The following is a 19,305-nucleotide window of genomic DNA, read 5'->3' as shown; positions in this document are numbered from 1 at the left end:
ATATAGTGGTTTTGTTTTATGCAATTTACGAAATCCTAACAAGTTTACCATCAACAATTTGTAACGTTTTATCCCGGACGGCTGCAAATTCAGCCGTCAGCCAGGAAAGATGATGTCGGCACCCGTGGCCGCCGCATTGCGTGAAAGGATCATAACCATCTTTGGGCTTTCCGTCAAATTTTCCTTTCGATTTGTCCGAGTATCCGCCAAATGTGTCCTCAGGTGTTCCAAACAAAGCAATTTCCTCCCGGAGAAATATTTTCCGGTTCCGTTCCTTACAAAATGCCCGTGATCCTTCGATCAACCCACCTACGTAAAGAGCAGCAGGCAGCTCCAATTCTTGCGCGTATTGGTTTTGGGTCAACCGGTCTGCTTCCTGGTAAGTATCGTAAACATTGTCCTTGAAAAACCTATCAACAACGCCTCCCTTGTTCTCAACGCCTTTTACCAGCTCTTTTACTTCTAACTTAAGCGAAGTTTCATTTTTTAGGGACCTGGTTTTGTAAAAGTACTGCTGAACTTTTCGCTTGGCGGTTTGATCTTGGATAAGAGTATCAAGATATCCCTCTTTGATGATTTTCCCAGTGGCATCAATCCCCATCCGATCATCAACATAGGTGCTGACCGTTTTGGCGATGCTTTTAACCTTTTCGGTTGTTCCGGTGGCGGCAAAGTATTCCTCATTCAGAACCAACACGGTTTCAATGTCCGTTTTGAACTGAGTTATAAGCGGTAGGTAATGTTCACGCGCAAACTTTGCCCATAATCTGCGGATCGTTGATGGGTTGTTCCTGACTTCCGACCAATTGAGCATCAACAGATCAAACAGCTGATCTTCGGCCTTCTTTACAGAGGCTTCCAGGGCTAATTGAATCTCTTCAATCTTTTTGATACGTTCGTTGTCGTCCACAATTGTATTTTATTGATAATTGGTGAATGCTTTTACGGGAACTGCTATAAATTCGTTGTATTATTTTAATTCCAGTAGTCTTTAACCTTTTGAAACTTCTTTTCGTATGTGATCAGTGCCGAAACGTGAGCATAATCGTGACAAACAAACTTATCTCCGATCCATCCGAAGTTTTCTTGCTTAACGTCCCAGAGAAATTCAGGGATTTTACCAGGTCTTTTTCTATCAGGGAGTTGTTCGGTTTTCTCCATGCACATGATATGTCCGCTAGGGCTAATCCATTCAATTGGAGCAAACCAATTTTTTACCCATTTGAGTTTGCCTGTTAACCCTTCAATTTCTCGCCACAATAGGAATTCCTGGATGTTACAAAAGCTGTTTTGCATTATGCAATCATGAGTATCTTTTCTGCTGAATCCGTACTCTATTTTTATAACTTTGGTAGGATCTAATGCATGTTCGTAAACTGCTCTGAAATTTCCATCAGAAATTCTTCGTCCAAGGATGCACATAATTAGATCCACACCTACATGATGCGATTCAATAAGCGCTCTGGCACCCTCGAATATGCTTGTGTTGTAGCCCAGTTTTGTAACCATAACCAGTGATTATATTAAGTCAACTTTGATTTGTCATGGTTCAGGTAATTTTTCTTGCTCGAAAACACCCCATGACTCTACCACACATTCATCATGGGCTTCGTGAATGATCGTCATATTGCCATTTTCGGCAAATGTAACACGGCACCCGCATTCACAGGCTGTTGACCAAATGTCATGCGGGGCCGAATCGTTCATTGGACAAACTGCGAATGTCATTGTTACTCTTTTTCTATTTTTTCGAGATACAAATAAATATCGTCTCCCTCTTTAAGAACGGATGCTGCCGGAGCTGTAAGCTCTATCCCCATGCGAAGCTCTCCCCAGGGAGTAACCGAAGTGAAATCCGCATTTACTCCCTCAGTGCCATACACTGCACTGGCTTTTAATTCTACTGTACTTGCGCCCTCAGACTGAGGCGCCACAGACATTATTCTAAACTTTGCTTTTAAGCGTTGTGCCATTGCCTTAGTGTTTAAAGTGAAAAAATACCAGTCTTTCCCGGTGTCAGTCTTTGATTAAATGAGTCATGATATCTTTCCATTCGCCCAACTCACTCCAACACTTTACCTATATCGAGCCGAAGCCCCGGAGGGATAAAGCGCCTTATTTAATCATTATCGGTCTATGACAACTTCCCGCTTATCAGGGCGAATACCTCTGTTACAAATCCCAGGCGGATTATATTCTTACCCTAACGGTACTTTCGGTTGATTCAAAAACCCGCCTTCTGGTACCGCTGGCTCTAATTCTGCTACATACTGCTGAGCGCGTTCTTTTATAAGTTTTGCCCGTTCGGCATAAGCCTTGTTGTAAAATCCTGAATTCTCATTTTCCAGCTCAGTCATGATTTGTTCGTAACTCGCCCATAATACTTCCAGGTATTTTGGAACGGATCCGTTTCCGATGGCAAATTCCACCTCTGTGCTGGGCCGGTTTCTAAATGGTCGGTGCATTTTCCAGATTTCGTATTTTTTTAAGCCTTCCGGATCATCGACAAACCGTTTTGAAGCGATTTCTTTTTCAATGTCGTCGAGTAGGGTAGGGCTGGCGTTCGCGTTAACCAATGTTGCAAATTTGGCTTGAAGCTCTTCAACTGTTTCGAGCCTTAAAGATGCTGGATATTCAAACAAGATTTGAAGTCCGTCGGCCAGATCATTAAACAACGCAATCTGACGAACAATGAACTTGTAAAACTTGCTTTTGTGCTCACAGAAGGGAAGGAGGGTATTATTCTTGTCGTCTGCCTTAATGGTGAACTCTGTTGCTGTATTCTCAACTTTTACCTTGCCGTCTGTTTTTACGGCAGATTCGGTATTGAAGATGGCCCGCATGATTCCCATTTTTGAGCCTTCAAGATCTTCTCGAAGATGCTTTATGATGTCAATACTCATCTCTGCGTAATGAACCATTTCCGACAGCTTTACCGGATAGTCTTCGCTGTCTGTTGGCAAAGGAAATGTTATAACGTCGCTGGCACTTTCATGGATCAATATGCCTGAGCCGTGACATGCCGCACACTTGTTGCCTGCTGGATCAAACCCGTGGTTGCACGTCGTCAAACTATCAACACCAGGGCACGGCTTTTCAAACGCAAATTTCTGCGGAAAGCAGTGAAACATTTTAGTCTGGTCGTAATTGGATTTATCGTTATTCAAATCCATTACAACGGTTTCGGCTGTATCCAGCGGGGAAATAACGGTTCGGTAGTTGGTTATCGGGTCTTTAATGTAACCAAGTCGGTAGGCCTGCACCTGGCCAGCTGCTGATTCAAGCTGGCGGAAATTGTAAGATGTAGCTCCGGCGCTCACTGTCTCGCCTAAAAGCAATCTTCTATCTTCGTGAATTTCCTCATAAATCAGGATTTCATTACCCAAGTACCCGATGTAGTCTTTGAGTTTTACAATAAGCCCGTCTTTATCAAATATTTCTACACCCCTTTCAATTATCAGGTAATTGAGTTCATCATTCGGAAGAAATTCAAAATCAACCACATTATCGCAAGGCACAAAAACGCCGTAACATCCGGGCTTCTGGTTCTGCATTGCATCGAAATCAGAGAAATCTATTACTAGAAAGGCGTTTGGATCGATCAGGCTTCTTCGGTCAAATTCGAGCGCTAGATAAGACTGAACATCACCGCCGTAGCAGAAGGTTTTTAAAGCCTCTTCCAGCCTGGCCAACTTTCCCGAATCAGTTTTATACGAAATCTCCTTTTTGATGTTGGGATACCGGGAGGTTTTATAAAACTGAGCCGCAGCCTCGTTTATGGCTGGGGAAACACACTGTTGGGTAACCCGCTTTCGTAAATTGAACTGCTCCGCCGTTTCTCTCCGTTCAAACCGCATGAGATATGATTCAATGTCATCGCCGGTCATCATTGCATGGTACAACTTCCGACGATCTACGGTACGATCATAAAACTCGTGCCTGGTTTGGCTGTCAATCCTGGGGAGCATAATTGATATTCCCTGTCCTATTGATATCATGGCTGGCTAATATTGAACTTTGTGATATTTTTCTTCATAAGTTTTTGAGAACACAGAAAGCAATCCGTATTTGAAAGCATCGACGCAGTGCCCGTTTTTCTCGTATTTCAATCCGGTTTTCTCCTGGACTACTTTTTCTTTTGTGAATCCCCCCGATTGGCTTTCAAGCGTTTCTTGAATGTCCTTGATCAATTTGGGACAGTTCGTTTCATCAATCCAAACTTCAACCGGCAAATGGCCGCTCAGTATGTCGTTTAGAAACTTCCGGAGAAATTCATTGAAGAATTGCTTTTTGTAAACCCGGTTGGATGACGAGTGTAAAAATGGTTTTAAAGTTTCCCGGACCGGGTTAAACGCCTTTCTTTCACCAAAACCTGGTATTCTATTTTCCCCGGAGGCATCACCGCAGTAACTCACCGGAGCCGATCCGTAAACCTTTGGATATTTCTGAATCCACGCTTTGCAAACATCTTCTGCGGTGTTTCTCGGGTGTTCTAAACAGAACTCATCGTAAAATCTTACCCTGTACCCACCTGCGATCTCTTCGACTTGAAAGCAAAGCATTGTCATGTAGGGCAATACGTTGAAGTCGAAGGTTAAATATGTTGGAAGGCCCGGCATGTATGCAACTTTCCGGACGTGTTGTGTGTAGTTGAATTCGTGTAGCCATTCGTGACCATTGCTTTCTACCCATTCCCAGTCACCATCCACAAATCGCTGGTAGTTAATTGTGGTCATATTGGCCTTGAGACTCAATTTATACGATTCAGGGACATACGGGTTGTCTGACACTTTGGCCTGTACATATTCCCATCCTTCTGGTAGGCATCCATCTTTCCACTTGTCATAAATCCGGGTTTTTACCCAATTCTTGGTAGGATTGGCAGACCCCAAAACCAATGGCCTTGGTTTCTTTCCGTTTGCTCCGTAACCCGCATTCAGCCATGATCCGGCACGCTCAAAGCATTTGTCTAAGGTTTGTTCTTGGAACTCCGGCAGTTCATCACATCCGAATCCATTTACTTCTAATCCATGAAAACGCGTCATATCTTTGTCCTGAGTATAACTCTCGGCAAATAATTGAATCACGGATCCATTTTCAAAAGTATAAGTTAAATCTTGACGGTTTCGGTCAACTATATGTTGACTTATTTCCCTTTGAGAGTAAACAAAGTTGACCGACGGGAGAAGGTTATTTTTGATTTTAGGCCTGTCTGCCCGCATGATCGCCCATCTGGAATTCGGATAGAAAATGGCCAGATAAGCAAATGTAATCGCAAGCCAAATGGTTTTAGCCCCCCGGATAGCGCCTCCGTATAAAATGAAATTAACTTTCGGTTTCTCCAAAAGTTGCATCGCTTCAAACTGTTTCCTCGTTAGCTCCACCTATATCCAGGGTTATCTGAGTATTTTTAACTGGGTCTTTTACCGTAAAGGTTATTGATTTTGATCTTCCGCCTTCCTCTCCATCGCCATCCGGCTTTTGCTCTGCTGGGCGAGCTCTCCAATTTTTGGTTCTGTTGCTTAGCCACATGGCTGCAGCTTTCATGTCAGGAGGATATTGTTTGATTGTGTCCTCGGTCTTTATTTCATCCCGGATTACAAAAAACTTAGTTTCCTTGTGCCTGAAACCTATAGCTGCTTTATACACCGCCTGGGCAACTTTTGCATCTGCTACAACTTTTCCGCGCGTAAGTGCGTCGGAAAACTCTTCGTGTATTTTTTGCCATTCGTAAATCGTATCAATATTTACATCGAAAAATTCAGCAATTTCGTTGTTTGTGTGGCCCAAGAGACAAAGTTTGTAGGCCAATTTAGGGTGATACCCCCCGTCATATTTTGTTGGCCGCCCTCCTGCCATATACGGATAATTTAGGTTATTCAAACAAAAAGCCCGACCCTTGATTAAGTTGTCGGGCTTTTACCTTACCACCACTATACTTATTTCCTCAAAATCGCGGTACTATTGAACCTTGTTGACTGAGTACCAGATCCGACGAACTCGATTCGGTAAAACAAAGCTCTGGAAGGAGATATGTTAAACTCTTTGCTTAGCGAGTCTACATTGGTTACGGTTAATGAATCAGCGCCTCCTGCCCTGGCAAAATGAATACCGTCGTGAGAAAGCTGGAAATACAATTTCCCGGCCATGGTGCCGCTGTTCTTTTTTAAAGTGGTTATGATAGAAACGGTGTTGTAGTAACCTTCCGCCTTAACCGTCTGCCTCTTTGTTGTGGCATTAGAAAGGGTATCAATCGTCTTACCGGTTGTTTTGGATATCAATGGCAGGAATCTGCTTTCACTCTTATCCTTGTCTTTTACCTGGGCATGCGCCGCATCCAACGCGCCTATAAGGAAGAAAAGTGAGAGAAGCGTAAAAATGGCAAGTTTTCTCATGGCTGTATTTTTATGGTTCAATTTTTCTCAAATATACTAAATATTCCAAATGTAATAAAAACGAAATAAAATTACTTACAACTTATTGTTTAGGTACAAAAAAGCGCTTAGATAAAATATTTTCAACTTTTTTCTAAAACATCTCTCACTTCACAAAGCTGCCGATAGTACCCGTCGTTGTACTTCGATCCTGGATTAACCCGAATGAGCCTTAAACGACGGAATTTGTAATTCCCGCGTTAACACCGACGTTCCGGAAGCCGTTTTGCCTTACCAGCAGCCTCCGTTTGAATCGCTTAGTTTGTTTGGGTTGGATTAATTAACTTTTATGCATTTCTTTCCAGGTTGGCAATTTTTCTGTCTCCGGCATCTCAACAAACTGAATGGCATTAAGTCTTTCAGCTATTCGAATCAACTGGCTATTATCCCCCATCTCATCGTAAAATTTTCTGCAGCAAATGTCTTTACCATCAATACTGGCTTTATGACAAATAAAATAAGACTGATCTCTTAAGACGCCAGAAATTATTTCTTTTGCTCTTTTAGGAGATACGATTCTGTCTTCGCTCAATAAACTGTTCTTTACATATTTTCATCATAGCTCTAAGAAAACATCGTTTTCAGTTATACAATCGTAACAAGTAAAATCGTCGCTGGTTATCACTTCCGGTTCACGAAGGTCCCAGGTAAAGAATCTCGTATCCCCCAAACTACGCCCCTCTATCTCCTTCATAAATTGGATTTCTGTTTCTCCGGCAGGTAACCACGTACCTTGTGTATGATTAAACTGGCCTTTGCATCGGTGGCACTCAAACACCTCTGAATCGAGGCCACATCCGTATTCCTGGTTCATAGCTGTTAAAGTTTAATCGTGAATTCCTCTTTCGTGCTCATAGTGACCTTCCGGTTGCTGGTTCCACTTCCGACGCTTGTTCTTTTCGAATTTGTCGCGGAATGCCTGAAACATTTCATCCAGGGATATGCCGCACCGCTGCATTGTATCCCACAGCATCATTTGAGCATCCGCGAACTCGACCGGGTCGGGGTTTCCAGCATTCAGGCTTGCGTCTATCTCCTTAATTTCCCGTCGAAGGTGGAAAAGACAACCGGAAGGGCTCGCCGCCCGGAATGTTCGTTGGCTCCACTGGAATCGCTCTTTTTCCAGGTCGAATAGGGATTGATTGCCTTTTCCATTCTGGTCAGAATATCGCTGTGCTGCCTCAATCGAAGCGTGATGTACCGCGTCGATAAATGGAAACATGGCGCGCATCTTCTCGTAGTTCCTTGCCGCGTTTTGAACGTGTTCCGGGTTGGGGTTTTCGGAACGCTCAATAAAGACCTCGATCAAAAAATCTTCGAATGATTTCATGGTTCGACTCTGTTAAGGTTTTTAGTTTACAAATTGCGGGGAACATCCATCGCTTTCGGCCCTGTCTATTTCCGACTCAATTCTAGCTTTTAGCGCCTGCACCTTTTTGTTAGAATCGTACACGATGTCGCCGTGCGCCAGCTCTTTGCCGATGTCTTCAATCCAATAGCCAGACGTGAAAAAGTTTGTGTTGATAACCATCTGTATCTTACCTTCATACAAATGCTGATTATCGTCCCAGCACTGGAATGCATCTTTCCACTTATCGGTAGTGAAAAATATTTGTCCGAATGAGCTCATAAGGGTTCGTTTATGTTAAGGTTTTAAACTCCAAACTTTCATAATTTGAATCGTGATCCACTGCGAAATACCAAGTAGGCAGGAACCGATTAGGCAACAGAACATCCAAAATAATTTCAGAATAACTATTAGCAATTCGGCAAAAATCTGAGCGCCTACCATTACGACAGCCATCAAGCCCAGCATCAGTAATATTTCCATTATTGAAATCTGTTAAGGTTTTGAACTGTTATTTGATTTTACTTTTACGAAGCCGACCAGTTTTACGAGGTCCATAAAATTGTATTCCCTGATGTACCCAATGCTTATATATCGACCTGCATCCGTCCAGCAGTCGTTTATACCTCTCACCGGGTACATTGCTTCTTCTTCTAAAATTCTTACTATCACCACGTGACTTTTCCCGTCGCGTGTTTCCCAGATTTGCCCAGGTTTAAATTTCATGGTTTCTGCTTTTTTAAAGTATCTAATTATAAACCCAGACTACTGCTTAAACACAATTACATAGACGGCAACATTTGTAATCAATACGTTGTCAATCCTTTCTAATGTAATAATACCCTCGTCTACGTGCATTTTTAAGGAAAATTCGACGGCGTAATTGATTAGCTCCGGGCTGTTGTTTCGTAGTTTCAAGCCGTTCCTTTTGTCTGCTCGTTCATCGTCAGTTTCAAAATATTTTACTTCAATTTCTAATTCCTGTTTTTCAGTTTTCATGGTTTCAGATTTTTGTACTCGTTATAAACCTGCTCCCAAAATTCAATTCCTTCCGGCGAATTCCTCCAAGATAACCTTGCTACGATTAAATTTAATCTTGACATAGGTACTGATCTTTTCTTTCTTTCAACTCCGTACCAGTACCAGGCTCCGTAACCGGTTTGACGCCGTAAATTTGCGTCGAGCAAGGCCCAGATGTGCATGGGCATTATTCTTGTTGCTGCCATGGTGTTTAACTGTTTAATGATGGTTTTGAATTTCTCAGATCCTCCAGTAGCTGCTCCGGGGTTTGACCTGGCGCGAGAGCTTCACGAATTGTCTCATGTTCGTAAAGCCACTCACTACCTTCGAAATGGGGAAACTCATGGATGACGTCAACACAAGTTTGACAGATATACAAGGTGTAAATTTGACCGTCCTCCTTGTTTGTGCTAGCTAACATTGTGCTGCCTTTTGGCATATTTCTGCAACAGGTAAAGCATTTGTGCTCTTTCCTGGTCGCCACCGTTTTGGATGAAATGAAATCTCCCATTATTTTTCAGGCTTTAAAGATTCCCAACACTTTAATTTTGCTTCGTAAATTTCTTCTTCGGTGCACACTTCCAGTTGCTTTTTCCGTGCATATTCCAGTCGCTCAGGCAAAGAAAGGTTTCGATACTGCCAAGTATCCGAATCATACAACGGTTTAAATTTCCGCTTTCCAGGGGCGCAAAAATTAACAACCACGGAGTAATTTTCTTTGCGAATATTCACCCAAAACTCAACGGTTATTTCAACTTTTGATCCGTCTGGCCTTCTTAATAAAGTTGTTGTCCTTGACATCTTGAGTCTTTATTTAAATTGTGGCTTATGATCCTTTTTAACAACCCCGCAATTCCGGATGAAGTCTTTTCCGTACTTTTCCTTTATCGCTTCAACTCCGGATTTATCGACATAAATGAACGACTCCTTACCAGATGCGCGGACAAGTAATCTATGCTGGCCGACGATACTCCGAATCTCTCCTTTGTAGATTCCTTTCGATAAATCGGCTTTGACTTCCTTTGTAGGTTTTACAGGCTCCTTTATAGAGACTCTTGCTTGTTTTTTCATTTTGATGCTGGATGCGGATACATATTGGCGCACACTATTATGCATGCGCCGTGAAAATCACTTTTGGTTTTCAGAAAACGACAGCACGTCTGAGGGGATCGGCCTTTTTGACTGCTGGGCCACTTTGAGTTGAACTGAAGTTGTTCTTAATATCTCCCTTGCCGAAGTGGCAATAGAATCTGCTTGACCGGGCTCCATATTGCCGGACTGTACTTTTTGAAGGGTATCCCAAAGGGCGTTCTTCAAGTTGTTGGCAGTGAGTTCAATTTTTGATTCAGAATTTTGGTCCATAACCGTTTTCGTTTTTGTGATTTGTTAATTAAATTATTTGATTGTTTCACTTCTCTGTTATCGATATGACATTCAAGATTTTTTAATATGATTGCACTTTCCCAGTGCTCTCCATAAAGCCTTTTGGCCTGATAGACTTCGTCGTATGCCTTCTTTTTTTGTCGATATTCTGGTCGGCGACAATACTCAACGTGCGAAGGCATCCTCTTTTTTCTTTGAATAGCGGCTTTGACAGGATCGTAGGTTCTTTTGAAGTATTCAGCCTTTTGCATTTTAAGGACGTCGCCAAGATCAGCGCGCCTTTTTTTGTCGTAATCCGCCTTAATTTGCTTCCATTCTTCCGGTGTCCTGTTTGCTCTTCGCGCCGCTGAAGAGCATGATCGCGAACAAAATACCTTCCATCCCTTTTTTACGGAGTAGTTGACTTTCCCTGTTGGCAAGTCCGCCTCTTTGTTACAGTGAGCACAAATAATTTTCATGGCTGCGCGTCCGAAACAGGCCTGAAATTATCCGGCACCTCTTGTTCGTCGGGAGCCTGATACGGGAACACTTCTAGGATTGGTGTAAGTGAGACGCTTTCGATTTCGTACGGAATTAGGAAGTTTCTGAGCTCTTCAATGATCCTGTCCTGAGCTTGCTGCACGCTTTCTGCATTCAGCAGCATGTAGTTCACTACCTTTTTTTCTTTTCCTGATCTTTCGTCCACGGAGAAGTACACAACTTTTATTTTGTACCACTTTTCCCCTTCTTCGTAGATAAACAGGTCGGCAAGTCGCATGCGGGTAATACTGATTACACCGAAATCACTTGCGCCAGTTACAATCTGTTTATAAGCCCGAGCTTCGGCTTCAGTGAAACTTACAGAATCAATCAAGTATGATTCGTTAATTGTTTTGAGGCTCCCCGCTTCATCTTCTTTTTGATAGCGGATCTTCGCATTGTACCATGAGGCCATGATTTTTATAATTAAAGGTGAAATTTATCTGAGACTCTTAACCGCATCGTCAGTCAGGTAAATTCGTGACGTCGGTTGATCATTTTAATCACCGTTCTGAACGGAAATGATGCGAGCGGTATCTTTTTGATTATTTCCTGAAGAATCACTGACCCTGAAAACACAACCCTTTTACGGCCATCGAAAACTATTTCCATATCGAGGCGCTTGCCATTTCCTTTCTCGGGATATTTGGAGTTTTCTATTCGATACCGGTGAACCTCAATTTCTTTGTTAAGGACCTGGTATATATCTATTTTCTCGCCTTCCATCCCTTTGAATTCGGCGGTTATCCCGAAATCTTTGAAGTTTTTTATTTGAGTCATCGTTAAGTTTCTTTATGAGGTGGAGAGTATTTGCATGTTTTGCCCAGCCCTTGTAAGCTTCGAGGCTGAACTTCGGTTTTCTTTTTGCTATTGCCCTGGCAAAGCTTTGTTTTATTCTTTTTCGCATCCGTACGTAATCGTGCCTGATTACGTATCCCAGAAAGTCAATACCGCGACTTTCGACAGGGAAAATCTGATAGTTAGGTTTTAATGCAAGATTCAAATCAATGTCAAGGTAAAGACGGATGTCTGCGAGCAACTGGTGTAAATATTGTTTCGATCCTGATAAGATGACCATGTCATCACAGTACCGGAAGTAGTATTTTACACGCATGACTTCTTTAAGCCAATGGTCAAAGTATGTCAGATACAGATTCCCAAGAAACTGGCTTAGATAATTGCCAATTGGAAGGCCCGGTGATGAATCAATAATGCCATCAATCAGATCCAAAACATCATTGTCCTTTATTTTAAGCCGGATGATCCGTTTTAAAATCTTGTGATCAACACTGGGGTAAAACTTTTGAATGTCCAGTTTGAGACAATATGTAGTGTTCGGAACATCCTTCAAGGCGAGCTTCACATTTTTCAATGCGAGGTGAACGCCCCGGCCTTTTATGCAACTGTAAGTATCTTTTGTGAATACGGATAGCCAGATAGGACCAACCACATTCATGATAGCATGCTGTACTGGCCTGTCAGGGAAATAAGGTAGCCTTGAAATAATACGCTTTTTAGGCTCGAAAATGGTAAAGGTTTTGTATTCGGAAGTTTTAAAAGTTTTGTTTACCAACATCTGATGAAGTAATTCCAAGTTTGCTTCACGATTTTGAATATGAAACTTCACATCTTTCTGCCTGGATTTTCCTTTACTCGCGTGCAGGTCGGCCAGTAATAGGTTTTCTCTATTGCAAATCTTCTCGTACAAATTCCCGAATTTTTTCATTGCCTATGCTTTGCGGGTCATCTTCACTTTCGCTACCAAAGCCCCATAAAATTTTAGAGGTCATTTTTTGCCATGTGGGCAAGGTCTGTGCTGTCAATAAATTAATTAATGACTTACATATGTGGGCGCCGACAAACGAATCCGAATAGAGGTAAAGGACGCCGCCGAACGAAAACCCGGAACCACCAGCGGCAACAGCACACAACCTATTTCTTCTATTTTTTCACCACCATAAAACCCTCAAACAGGTGCGGGAACTGGGTAGAAAAGTATTCTGCATTTTCTTCCTCGATAAAAACGAGGCGGGCGCCGACAAACGAATCCGAATAGAGGTAAAGGACGCCGCCGAACGAAAACCCGGAACCACCAGCGGCTTGACCCCTCATATCCCACCACAGTTCAAATTTTGGCTCACCATTGTCGTAGTCCGGAACTTTGCCTTCATTAAGAGCCTCGATTACAATCACGCTATGGGCGAAATTATTTACAGCTTTTTGAAAGTCGTTTTTAGGCTCAGGCCATGGTGTGATATCGCTGTATTCAACACCGCGTAACCGGCACGCGTCTTCAATTGTTTTTACTTGTTCTCTGATATTCATCTTATTCGTTGTTTTGGATTACAGAATGTAGGTGTAGGAACTTTTTAGCCGAGTGCATTGCTAATCTCTCGTCTTTATAGGTCCGGCGGGCGCCGACAGTCGAAGACGAAGAGCAGTAACCGACGAGGCCGAGCGAAAACCCGGAACCACCAGCGGCCCTATTGAAAACTGGATAGTAACCTCGTTCACCTTCTTTCCATGTCCACCCTTCATTTAAGGCTCGGTGAATAATATTAAGCTGGTGATCAACAAAATGATATTCTCGGTCCTGCTCTGGGAGAAATTCGAAATCAGCAATGGTCAATTGTGTGATTCCTTCCAGTTCGCAAGCCGCTTCGTAGCTATCCACCATCTCGGTAATATCCCGGTTGAAATTATGATCTGGCCAAAGACTTTGAAGAGTCTTTTTTATTTCAGAATTAGCCTTGTTAAAGGCATTCTGTGCATTTAATGCTGTGATTGTTAAAACTTGTGCTTCCATATTATTTTGTTTGATAAATGTGAATCAATCCCGCAAAGCGGAGCCAGATAAGGGCAGGCGGCCCGTAATACTCCTAAACCCTTTTTTGTTGCTCTATTTCTTTCCGAGCATGATACTCGTCATAGGCGGCTACATAACTACATCCCGGATTTCTCAATACCCCGCTCCATCCGTATCCACCAGGAATAAAACTTGCGATACAAATCGTATCAGCCTCATGGTCATATTCGTAAACAGTTCTGAATTTCCCATAAGCTGCATCCCATAGTACTCCGAATTGAGCCACCCAAACACATAAAGAGCTAAAATACTTTCTCTTTAAGGCTGGCTTAAACGTGTTAAATACGTTGGCAGAGTGCGCCGAGTTAATGCCGGAGCTTTTGAACAGATAGACGTGGTAAGAAGGAATTTGTAGGCTACCATCTGTCATCGTTCGTTCTTCTATTTCGTTCCCAATCATCAATTTCGGCATAAAGTTTTCCGTCTCTTGACTTTTTAACATTGAGGTTAACCCACCCATTCTTTTCGTTCTTTTTGAGCGATGAAATAACATCTTCAACTTTCATTGATATTGTCGCCAGTACGAATTCAGGCGCTTTCTCGTTCGGTTTTTTTACAATAAACCCTTCTAAAAATTCAGCCATTTATTTTATTGTTTAGTGTTTAAAATGGTAGCCATGACATGCGCTCAAAAAGAAGCTTTTCGTCTTTTTCAGTGATGACATAAAATGACTTTATTTCATTTTTCCAGTCTAGCTCAGTTTTCCCCTTTTCGGTAAGCTTGGTAATTACTTTCTCCCAGTTCTCAGTGCCTGAAATTAAAGCTTCAGGTGCTTTTCGTCCATCCTTCGATTTTGCTTGCTCAGTCTTTGTTTTAGTCTCCATGGACTGTCTTGGAGCTTCTTGTTGATCCTTTCCAGTGTTCGAATGATCGCTGTCCTTGTTATCGTCGATAGCGAAAAGACCGTTTAAGGCGTATTTTCTGGCATAAGAAGAACTAGCTCCGGTTACCTGCGACCCATCCATCCCTTTCTTGCTTTCTTCTTCACGAGCATATGCAGAAACCTCAGTTGAATCTGTTCCGTCTGTAATCAATGCGGTTGATTTGACATAGAACCGCCCACCAACAAGCTCGATACTGTCGCTTATTAAGATCGCAAGCCCCTCTCTGCTTAAAAGAGGCTTTGCGGCTTCAAGAATATCTTCACTATTACGGTAGTTATATTTGCCGAAAGAGTTATACTGGCTTTTAGGAGCTTTAAGCTCAGTCTGTATTTTTATCAATTTTTGAATAAGTGACATATTGGTTTAGGTTTTCTGTATGTGAATAATTTCCTTTTGTGTCGTACCGATCTCCGTTGTCAGGATTTTGTATTTGCTGCCAGGCTAATTCCGATTCCATTTCATATATTTCTTCCTCTGTCATTGCTCTTTCGGTTATGCCTATACGTTGTTCTTGTCTCGCTTCAGAACGCTGGTAGACACCATCAGAAAAATCAGCAGAATCGCGATTCCGATCAGCCATGGTTTAGCCTCCGGGATCAGCACGAGAACTCTTTCAATCAGGTCAGTTTCCATTCCATCGCGCGATTATTTTACGGGAAAGTGCGGCCAGCGTAATTATTACAATAAGCGGTAAATAACCTGTACTCTTATTGTACATCGTTGGGTTGCTTGCGAACCAGTTCAGTGAGGAAACAGCGAACGATTTCAGGTAGATAATCAAACCCAGCGTCGGTAACCAGCAGATTCGGAGAATGAAATACGTTTTCATTTCGGTTTGTATGGAGAAAGAAAGCGGTTATAAATATCTACAAAGCGAGTTGCTCCTATCCTTGCTATTCGATCAGAAGGGTACGAGTGGCGGGCGCCGACAAACGAAGCCGAAGCGAGGCAAAGGACGCCGCCGAACGAAAACCCGGAACCACCAGCGGTATTCTCATTCCAAACCCAAATTATCTCATACTTTTTTTGTCTAAAGTTCGTATAATCAATCTTTTCGCCATTCCAAAACGCACTGCAGATTACATTAAGCTGATGGGAAGCAAAATCTGAATCGCGGTCTTCTTCCGGGTGCTTTGCAAAGTCTTCTATCGTTAAAGGAGTTACACCTCTTAATTCACAAGCAGCTTCGTAGCTGATTATGAGGTCGATTAATTCTTGTTCAGTTTTCATGTAAAATTGGTTTAGAACTTTGTCAGCGCCCTGGATTCGAACCAGCAAGGCCACTTTTGGCGACGCTACCCTACAAAACTTAGATATCCGCGGAACCCTCGTTCCGATACTAGCCGAACACTCCCATTCGGGTAGGGATATACACTACTTATCTTTACCTCATTTCATGATAATTTATTAGGTGAAAAAATGGGACTGGAATTAAACACAGCATATCCGCTACTGGTGTTTTCTTTAATATGCGTAAACAGGAAGGTTCTTTTCGATACTCTTTTTGGCCTGCTCGTAGAATTCAATAAATTCGTCTTCGGTGATGATTTCAGCTTCTGTTTCATAGTCCGGGACTGATGAGATAAACACGGTCCCAAGGATTTTATTAATTGAAACCCATATCCCTGAAAAATTTGCCTCTTTATAGTACGCAGAATATGAAACGTGGCTAGAACTAACACTTTTGGCGTAAAACTTATCCTGGTTAAGATCGCGAATGGATTTATAAGTAATTTTCATATCGAAAAAAGGTTTAAAGTGTAAGCCTACCTGAATAACCCATGGTCAAAGCTTTAAATGACCGCCCCAAATCTTCAACCGCATCCCTGCTGTCCAGATCAGTCAAATACCGGTACCGAGCTTCGATTTCTTCCTGAAGGCGCTCCTGAATTGAGCGAACAGTGTCCTGCATTGTAACTTCTGTCGAAACTTTAAAGTCTCCGTATTCGCTATCAATCTTGAAAGTCAAAAGCGCTCCTTGAATCAGACAGTCCTTTTCCTTCTCGAATCCTGGCATTGTAGCGAAAATATATTCCGCATGTGCGAAGAGTGCTTTTTGTTGGTCGGTGGTTGATTGTGGATTCATCTTGTTTGTTATTTGATTGTCTCAGGTTGACAATACAAATATCAAACAATTGAGCGTATAAAACAAACAATTGAATAGTTATTTTTGTAAAATGTTTGAAAATAACAAAGGAAATAACTCAATAGTTTGTTTTTCAGTCATTTATGCTTCGCGCTTCATGTCAACAGTATCAAGTCAACACGCATGCTTTCCCCGGACATGGCAAGGCTTAAACCAGCCAGGAGAAGGACATGTTTTGAAGGATTAGGGCTTCCTCATGGAAAACCATGATTTTTAGAGGAATGTTGCTTGATAGCAAGTAGTTGGTGTAGTGAATATTCTTATGATAAAAATCTATTTAATTTTCGCTCCCTTCTACAAATAAATAAAAGAAATATATGAATATTGCGTTATGGTTCAAGGATTTGTATAGCGCTCTTGAATCAAAATGGGGCCTGGCAGGTGCCCTTTTAGCGGTTTGTTTGTTGATAATAGTGTTGCTTATCAGGCAAATTATAAGCGGAAAGGATAAGCAAATAAAAGCTCTTTCAGACGAAAACAAAGATTACCGCGATAAGTTTATCGCCATATTAGAGAAAAGACTAGATACAACTCCAGCGAACCAATCTCAGCAATCTTAAATATTTTAAGCATGGGCTTTACTCTTTTTCTATTCATAGCGGCATTTTCCGCTGCGGCTTACACGAATAGGCTTAGGTCGATTCAAAAATATACCGCTTCAAGACTGCGATTTTCTGAATTTCAGAGGGAGGTTATGGATTATCTCCGTAAAAACGACAACATCAACTTGGAAGACTTCAAGGTTGTTAAGCAGATTCTTGCTGTCAATGAAGTTGCCTCTGATCTACATTCATGTAGAAGATCTTCCGCCCTTCATTTACGCATGTTTTTTAATTTCTACAGAATGCATGTTTTGCAATCTTACGAATTAGAGAAAAGCATTGAAATGATACGGTCAAGCAATCCTGACATATCAAATCTACAACGTAAATTAGCTCATAATTTCAATTGGAGCGTGTTTTATAATACTCCAATATACGTAGTGATTATTGTAAATTTTTCATTGCTGACATTTGTTATCTCTGCCCTTACAGCGATGAAGATATACCGAGTAACTAGAAAAGAGGCTGTATTGTGGTATAACAATCTTTTAAAGGTTGAGTCGCGGGAGTACTTACAGGGAATTCACAACAATCCTATGTCATTATCGCCTTTTTTTAAGGCATAATTTTAAGCATCTCATTAAGCTTCACAAAATCACCCCATCAGGATCCGGTATATCAATCAACAGAAAGTCTTTCGCCTATTGCCATATTGATAACAATGTCGATCATTTTGAAGGCTTTACAGATCAGTTATAGTTATCACTGTCTTCTGACCGTCCTTTGAGGTTTTTACCTGAACATATTCACGCTCCGAAATAATGGCCGGTTTATCGTCTACGATCACTCCAGCATGAACCATAGCATCTATGAGAATCTTGCCAGTTGCAACCAGGTTGTCGTAATCCAGGGGAGTTGAAAAACCGTAGCGGGTCAACAATAGTTTTACCTGGCCGGGATGTTTGTTTTTGGTTGCCGCCTTAACATGCCAGATCCATTTATCACGGATGCGGTTTCTTTTACGCCAATTAGTCCGAAGTAATCCATTTTTCCCATTCATGCCGGGGATGTTGCCGGGGAAGGTTATTTCTGTGGTCATTAGCTATTTGATCAACTCCGGGTTATCATGAATATTTCCGATCACTTCTATTTCCTTTGCGCATCCAAAATAAAACAGAGGACTAATCAATGAAGGATTGGATGTCACTACCGTATTTAAGTCCCACTCGATATTGAATCCAAGATGGAATGTAATAATCCCTTCTCCACGTTCCAATACATTTGAATAAAGTATCCTGTCCCCATCGTATATCTCAACGCCGTTTTTGTCTATCAGTCCGGTAAATTGACCAACGGTAAAATCTTTTACCGAAACAGGAAATATACTTTCGCTTGTAACAATTTGATGTTTGTCCTTCTTCTTGTTAACATACCATCCGTACACCCATTCATGTGTATCAAGGCGCTTCCCTCTAAATTTTATCTCTCTCATTTTCTTTATGATATTTATAGTTTTTAAAAAGTCCGTTGTAGGGCCCAAAATTCGGAGGGCCTGTAAATTTTTTTAGATTCTTATCCCAATATCGAAAGCCATCCATGAAAGCATGATTGATTGTATTATTTTCAATCCTTTCGTCAATTTCTTCCTGAATCATTTTGCACAGCTCGTAATTTTCTGCTTTCAGAGCCTCTCGGTGTCTAGCCGCAAGTAGCCACTCGTGCATTTTTCTAAGATTTGCTACCATATCAAACTGGAATTGGCAATAATCCATCATTAAACACCCACATCCAATAAATATTTTCCCGATTTTCTAACCTACTCTCAGCTGGATAATATTCAATAGCCGTTGTTTCGGGGCCAAAAATGACATTTTTGATTCTTTGCATCTCGGACCAATGATTCTGAATAGGAAGATTAAGGTGGCTTTGCACCATCGCTCGAATCGCCGTTCCTGTCGATACTTTGCATTGATCATCAATCATAACTGTATATCTGTTATTGCGAAAGCACCTTGTCATCCAAGCAGGATGATCTATCTTGGACAGATCAATCTCTACAAAAGGATCTTCTTTTCTTAGCAGAAGTTTCCGAGCTTCTATTCTTCGTTGTTTATCCTTATTCATTCTTTTACAATTAGGTTTGAAAGAAACAACCCGGTCAA

Annotated in this window: 32 protein-coding genes; 2 read left to right on the top strand and 30 right to left on the bottom strand. The window is 41.7% G+C overall.

Annotated features, from left to right (window positions below):
• Nucleotides 1-25 precede the first annotated feature (25 nt).
• The 26 genes from KOE27_RS13230 to KOE27_RS13105 form a co-directional block, all read right to left on the bottom strand.
• A complete protein-coding gene (locus tag KOE27_RS13230; RefSeq protein ID WP_215239335.1) occupies nt 26-910 on the bottom strand; it encodes a hypothetical protein in 885 nt (294 codons plus the stop codon).
• A gap of 65 nt (nt 911-975) precedes the next feature.
• Complete coding sequence (locus KOE27_RS13225; RefSeq protein ID WP_215239334.1) at nt 976-1,509, bottom strand: hypothetical protein; 534 nt, start codon at nt 1,507-1,509, stop codon at nt 976-978.
• A gap of 221 nt (nt 1,510-1,730) precedes the next feature.
• The gene (locus tag KOE27_RS13220; protein ID WP_215239333.1) at nt 1,731-1,973 is read right to left on the bottom strand and encodes a hypothetical protein; all 243 of its coding nucleotides are present in this window, start codon (nt 1,971-1,973) and stop codon (nt 1,731-1,733) included.
• 225 nt (nt 1,974-2,198) lie between these two features.
• Entirely contained in the window at nt 2,199-3,998 is a 1,800-nt protein-coding gene (locus tag KOE27_RS13215; protein ID WP_215239332.1) for a hypothetical protein, read from the bottom strand.
• A 6-nt stretch (nt 3,999-4,004) separates the two neighbouring features.
• Nucleotides 4,005-5,354, bottom strand: a complete 1,350-nt coding sequence (locus KOE27_RS13210; RefSeq protein ID WP_215239331.1) for a hypothetical protein — start codon at nt 5,352-5,354, stop codon at nt 4,005-4,007.
• Nucleotides 5,355-5,358: 4 nt separating this feature from the next.
• Complete coding sequence (locus KOE27_RS13205) at nt 5,359-5,859, bottom strand: terminase (protein WP_215239330.1); 501 nt, start codon at nt 5,857-5,859, stop codon at nt 5,359-5,361.
• 80 nt (nt 5,860-5,939) lie between these two features.
• Nucleotides 5,940-6,395, bottom strand: coding sequence for a hypothetical protein (locus KOE27_RS13200; RefSeq protein WP_215239329.1), 456 nt, complete (start codon nt 6,393-6,395; stop codon nt 5,940-5,942).
• A 319-nt stretch (nt 6,396-6,714) separates the two neighbouring features.
• Nucleotides 6,715-6,966 carry a hypothetical protein gene (locus tag KOE27_RS13195; protein ID WP_215239328.1) on the bottom strand — a complete coding sequence of 84 codons (252 nt, stop codon included), beginning with the start codon at nt 6,964-6,966 and terminating at the stop codon, nt 6,715-6,717.
• Between the two features lie 294 nt (nt 6,967-7,260).
• Nucleotides 7,261-7,764: a dATP/dGTP pyrophosphohydrolase domain-containing protein gene (locus KOE27_RS13190; RefSeq protein ID WP_215239327.1), complete on the bottom strand. Its 504-nt coding sequence runs from the start codon at nt 7,762-7,764 to the stop codon at nt 7,261-7,263.
• 21 nt (nt 7,765-7,785) lie between these two features.
• On the bottom strand, nt 7,786-8,064 hold the full coding sequence (locus KOE27_RS13185; protein WP_215239326.1) for a hypothetical protein: 279 nt from the start codon (nt 8,062-8,064) through the stop codon (nt 7,786-7,788).
• A gap of 213 nt (nt 8,065-8,277) precedes the next feature.
• A complete protein-coding gene (locus tag KOE27_RS13180) occupies nt 8,278-8,508 on the bottom strand; it encodes a hypothetical protein (RefSeq protein WP_215239325.1) in 231 nt (76 codons plus the stop codon).
• 39 nt (nt 8,509-8,547) lie between these two features.
• Nucleotides 8,548-8,781, bottom strand: a complete 234-nt coding sequence (locus KOE27_RS13175; RefSeq protein ID WP_215239324.1) for a hypothetical protein — start codon at nt 8,779-8,781, stop codon at nt 8,548-8,550.
• A gap of 531 nt (nt 8,782-9,312) precedes the next feature.
• The gene (locus KOE27_RS13170) at nt 9,313-9,603 is read right to left on the bottom strand and encodes a hypothetical protein (protein ID WP_215239323.1); all 291 of its coding nucleotides are present in this window, start codon (nt 9,601-9,603) and stop codon (nt 9,313-9,315) included.
• 9 nt (nt 9,604-9,612) lie between these two features.
• A complete protein-coding gene (locus KOE27_RS13165; protein WP_215239322.1) occupies nt 9,613-9,873 on the bottom strand; it encodes a hypothetical protein in 261 nt (86 codons plus the stop codon).
• A 242-nt stretch (nt 9,874-10,115) separates the two neighbouring features.
• Nucleotides 10,116-10,643 (bottom strand): hypothetical protein, encoded by a 528-nt coding sequence (locus tag KOE27_RS13160; protein WP_215239321.1) that lies wholly within the window; start codon nt 10,641-10,643, stop codon nt 10,116-10,118.
• Nucleotides 10,640-11,119: a DUF4494 domain-containing protein gene (locus KOE27_RS13155; protein ID WP_215239320.1), complete on the bottom strand. Its 480-nt coding sequence runs from the start codon at nt 11,117-11,119 to the stop codon at nt 10,640-10,642. The genes KOE27_RS13160 and KOE27_RS13155 overlap by 4 nt, the downstream gene beginning before the upstream one ends.
• Before the next feature lie 273 nt (nt 11,120-11,392).
• Nucleotides 11,393-12,430 carry a reverse transcriptase/maturase family protein gene (locus KOE27_RS13150; protein ID WP_215239319.1) on the bottom strand — a complete coding sequence of 346 codons (1,038 nt, stop codon included), beginning with the start codon at nt 12,428-12,430 and terminating at the stop codon, nt 11,393-11,395.
• 215 nt (nt 12,431-12,645) lie between these two features.
• On the bottom strand, nt 12,646-13,029 hold the full coding sequence (locus KOE27_RS13145; protein ID WP_215239318.1) for a hypothetical protein: 384 nt from the start codon (nt 13,027-13,029) through the stop codon (nt 12,646-12,648).
• A 1-nt stretch (nt 13,030) separates the two neighbouring features.
• On the bottom strand, nt 13,031-13,510 hold the full coding sequence (locus tag KOE27_RS13140; RefSeq protein ID WP_215239317.1) for a hypothetical protein: 480 nt from the start codon (nt 13,508-13,510) through the stop codon (nt 13,031-13,033).
• A 73-nt stretch (nt 13,511-13,583) separates the two neighbouring features.
• The gene (locus KOE27_RS13135) at nt 13,584-13,796 is read right to left on the bottom strand and encodes a hypothetical protein (protein ID WP_215239316.1); all 213 of its coding nucleotides are present in this window, start codon (nt 13,794-13,796) and stop codon (nt 13,584-13,586) included.
• A 130-nt stretch (nt 13,797-13,926) separates the two neighbouring features.
• Complete coding sequence (locus KOE27_RS13130; protein ID WP_215239315.1) at nt 13,927-14,154, bottom strand: hypothetical protein; 228 nt, start codon at nt 14,152-14,154, stop codon at nt 13,927-13,929.
• A 19-nt stretch (nt 14,155-14,173) separates the two neighbouring features.
• Nucleotides 14,174-14,812: an ERF family protein gene (locus KOE27_RS13125; RefSeq protein ID WP_215239314.1), complete on the bottom strand. Its 639-nt coding sequence runs from the start codon at nt 14,810-14,812 to the stop codon at nt 14,174-14,176.
• On the bottom strand, nt 14,775-15,035 hold the full coding sequence (locus tag KOE27_RS13120) for a hypothetical protein (RefSeq protein WP_215239313.1): 261 nt from the start codon (nt 15,033-15,035) through the stop codon (nt 14,775-14,777). The genes KOE27_RS13125 and KOE27_RS13120 overlap by 38 nt, the downstream gene beginning before the upstream one ends.
• Nucleotides 15,036-15,280: 245 nt before the next feature.
• Nucleotides 15,281-15,685, bottom strand: a complete 405-nt coding sequence (locus tag KOE27_RS13115) for a hypothetical protein (RefSeq protein WP_215239312.1) — start codon at nt 15,683-15,685, stop codon at nt 15,281-15,283.
• A gap of 234 nt (nt 15,686-15,919) precedes the next feature.
• Nucleotides 15,920-16,195, bottom strand: a complete 276-nt coding sequence (locus KOE27_RS13110) for a hypothetical protein (protein WP_215239311.1) — start codon at nt 16,193-16,195, stop codon at nt 15,920-15,922.
• Between the two features lie 13 nt (nt 16,196-16,208).
• Nucleotides 16,209-16,541 (bottom strand): hypothetical protein, encoded by a 333-nt coding sequence (locus KOE27_RS13105; RefSeq protein WP_215239310.1) that lies wholly within the window; start codon nt 16,539-16,541, stop codon nt 16,209-16,211.
• Between the two features lie 377 nt (nt 16,542-16,918).
• Here KOE27_RS13105 and KOE27_RS13100 point away from each other — a divergent pair, with 377 nt between their 5' ends.
• Complete coding sequence (locus tag KOE27_RS13100) at nt 16,919-17,161, top strand: hypothetical protein (RefSeq protein WP_215239309.1); 243 nt, start codon at nt 16,919-16,921, stop codon at nt 17,159-17,161.
• An 11-nt stretch (nt 17,162-17,172) separates the two neighbouring features.
• On the top strand, nt 17,173-17,769 hold the full coding sequence (locus tag KOE27_RS13095; RefSeq protein ID WP_215239308.1) for a hypothetical protein: 597 nt from the start codon (nt 17,173-17,175) through the stop codon (nt 17,767-17,769).
• 116 nt (nt 17,770-17,885) lie between these two features.
• Here the strand turns inward: KOE27_RS13095 and KOE27_RS13090 are convergent, their stop codons facing one another.
• From KOE27_RS13090 to KOE27_RS13075, 4 genes are read right to left on the bottom strand one after another with little or no spacing between them, the layout of a single operon-like run.
• On the bottom strand, nt 17,886-18,242 hold the full coding sequence (locus tag KOE27_RS13090) for a RusA family crossover junction endodeoxyribonuclease (RefSeq protein WP_215239307.1): 357 nt from the start codon (nt 18,240-18,242) through the stop codon (nt 17,886-17,888).
• A gap of 3 nt (nt 18,243-18,245) precedes the next feature.
• On the bottom strand, nt 18,246-18,635 hold the full coding sequence (locus KOE27_RS13085) for a YopX family protein (RefSeq protein ID WP_215239306.1): 390 nt from the start codon (nt 18,633-18,635) through the stop codon (nt 18,246-18,248).
• Entirely contained in the window at nt 18,616-18,888 is a 273-nt protein-coding gene (locus tag KOE27_RS13080; RefSeq protein WP_215239305.1) for a hypothetical protein, read from the bottom strand. Before KOE27_RS13080 ends, KOE27_RS13085 begins: the two co-directional genes overlap by 20 nt.
• 1 nt (nt 18,889) lies before the next feature.
• Entirely contained in the window at nt 18,890-19,267 is a 378-nt protein-coding gene (locus KOE27_RS13075; RefSeq protein WP_215239304.1) for a DUF7694 domain-containing protein, read from the bottom strand.
• Nucleotides 19,268-19,305: the final 38 nt, after the last annotated feature.

Origin of the sequence: Dyadobacter sp. CECT 9275, assembly GCF_907164905.1 — a bacterium.
Classification (GTDB): Bacteria; Bacteroidota; Bacteroidia; order Cytophagales; family Spirosomataceae; genus Dyadobacter; species Dyadobacter helix.
Note: the sequence above shows the minus strand (reverse complement) of the source record. Positions and strands in the feature narration are given on the sequence as shown.

Excerpts from the sequence above, each read along its gene's own strand:
- KOE27_RS13175 (WP_215239324.1), bottom strand. The coding sequence starts at position 8,781 with ATGAAAACTGAAAAACAGGAATTAGAAATTGAAGTAAAATATTTTGAA.
- KOE27_RS13205 (WP_215239330.1), bottom strand. The coding sequence starts at position 5,859 with ATGGCAGGAGGGCGGCCAACAAAATATGACGGGGGGTATCACCCTAAA.
- KOE27_RS13095 (WP_215239308.1), top strand. The coding sequence starts at position 17,173 with ATGGGCTTTACTCTTTTTCTATTCATAGCGGCATTTTCCGCTGCGGCT.
- KOE27_RS13160 (WP_215239321.1), bottom strand. The coding sequence starts at position 10,643 with ATGAAAATTATTTGTGCTCACTGTAACAAAGAGGCGGACTTGCCAACA.
- KOE27_RS13210 (WP_215239331.1), bottom strand. The coding sequence starts at position 5,354 with ATGCAACTTTTGGAGAAACCGAAAGTTAATTTCATTTTATACGGAGGC.
- KOE27_RS13115 (WP_215239312.1), bottom strand. The coding sequence starts at position 15,685 with ATGAAAACTGAACAAGAATTAATCGACCTCATAATCAGCTACGAAGCT.
- KOE27_RS13155 (WP_215239320.1), bottom strand. The coding sequence starts at position 11,119 with ATGGCCTCATGGTACAATGCGAAGATCCGCTATCAAAAAGAAGATGAA.
- KOE27_RS13170 (WP_215239323.1), bottom strand. The coding sequence starts at position 9,603 with ATGTCAAGGACAACAACTTTATTAAGAAGGCCAGACGGATCAAAAGTT.
- KOE27_RS13215 (WP_215239332.1), bottom strand. The coding sequence starts at position 3,998 with ATGATATCAATAGGACAGGGAATATCAATTATGCTCCCCAGGATTGAC.
- KOE27_RS13085 (WP_215239306.1), bottom strand. The coding sequence starts at position 18,635 with ATGAGAGAGATAAAATTTAGAGGGAAGCGCCTTGATACACATGAATGG.
- KOE27_RS13200 (WP_215239329.1), bottom strand. The coding sequence starts at position 6,395 with ATGAGAAAACTTGCCATTTTTACGCTTCTCTCACTTTTCTTCCTTATA.
- KOE27_RS13225 (WP_215239334.1), bottom strand. The coding sequence starts at position 1,509 with ATGGTTACAAAACTGGGCTACAACACAAGCATATTCGAGGGTGCCAGA.
- KOE27_RS13100 (WP_215239309.1), top strand. The coding sequence starts at position 16,919 with ATGAATATTGCGTTATGGTTCAAGGATTTGTATAGCGCTCTTGAATCA.
- KOE27_RS13190 (WP_215239327.1), bottom strand. The coding sequence starts at position 7,764 with ATGAAATCATTCGAAGATTTTTTGATCGAGGTCTTTATTGAGCGTTCC.
- KOE27_RS13150 (WP_215239319.1), bottom strand. The coding sequence starts at position 12,430 with ATGAAAAAATTCGGGAATTTGTACGAGAAGATTTGCAATAGAGAAAAC.
- KOE27_RS13185 (WP_215239326.1), bottom strand. The coding sequence starts at position 8,064 with ATGAGCTCATTCGGACAAATATTTTTCACTACCGATAAGTGGAAAGAT.
- KOE27_RS13110 (WP_215239311.1), bottom strand. The coding sequence starts at position 16,195 with ATGAAAATTACTTATAAATCCATTCGCGATCTTAACCAGGATAAGTTT.
- KOE27_RS13165 (WP_215239322.1), bottom strand. The coding sequence starts at position 9,873 with ATGAAAAAACAAGCAAGAGTCTCTATAAAGGAGCCTGTAAAACCTACA.
- KOE27_RS13120 (WP_215239313.1), bottom strand. The coding sequence starts at position 15,035 with ATGGCTGATCGGAATCGCGATTCTGCTGATTTTTCTGATGGTGTCTAC.
- KOE27_RS13140 (WP_215239317.1), bottom strand. The coding sequence starts at position 13,510 with ATGGAAGCACAAGTTTTAACAATCACAGCATTAAATGCACAGAATGCC.
- KOE27_RS13090 (WP_215239307.1), bottom strand. The coding sequence starts at position 18,242 with ATGACCACAGAAATAACCTTCCCCGGCAACATCCCCGGCATGAATGGG.
- KOE27_RS13080 (WP_215239305.1), bottom strand. The coding sequence starts at position 18,888 with ATGGTAGCAAATCTTAGAAAAATGCACGAGTGGCTACTTGCGGCTAGA.
- KOE27_RS13220 (WP_215239333.1), bottom strand. The coding sequence starts at position 1,973 with ATGGCACAACGCTTAAAAGCAAAGTTTAGAATAATGTCTGTGGCGCCT.
- KOE27_RS13145 (WP_215239318.1), bottom strand. The coding sequence starts at position 13,029 with ATGAATATCAGAGAACAAGTAAAAACAATTGAAGACGCGTGCCGGTTA.
- KOE27_RS13075 (WP_215239304.1), bottom strand. The coding sequence starts at position 19,267 with ATGAATAAGGATAAACAACGAAGAATAGAAGCTCGGAAACTTCTGCTA.
- KOE27_RS13130 (WP_215239315.1), bottom strand. The coding sequence starts at position 14,154 with ATGGCTGAATTTTTAGAAGGGTTTATTGTAAAAAAACCGAACGAGAAA.
- KOE27_RS13105 (WP_215239310.1), bottom strand. The coding sequence starts at position 16,541 with ATGAATCCACAATCAACCACCGACCAACAAAAAGCACTCTTCGCACAT.
- KOE27_RS13180 (WP_215239325.1), bottom strand. The coding sequence starts at position 8,508 with ATGAAATTTAAACCTGGGCAAATCTGGGAAACACGCGACGGGAAAAGT.
- KOE27_RS13125 (WP_215239314.1), bottom strand. The coding sequence starts at position 14,812 with ATGTCACTTATTCAAAAATTGATAAAAATACAGACTGAGCTTAAAGCT.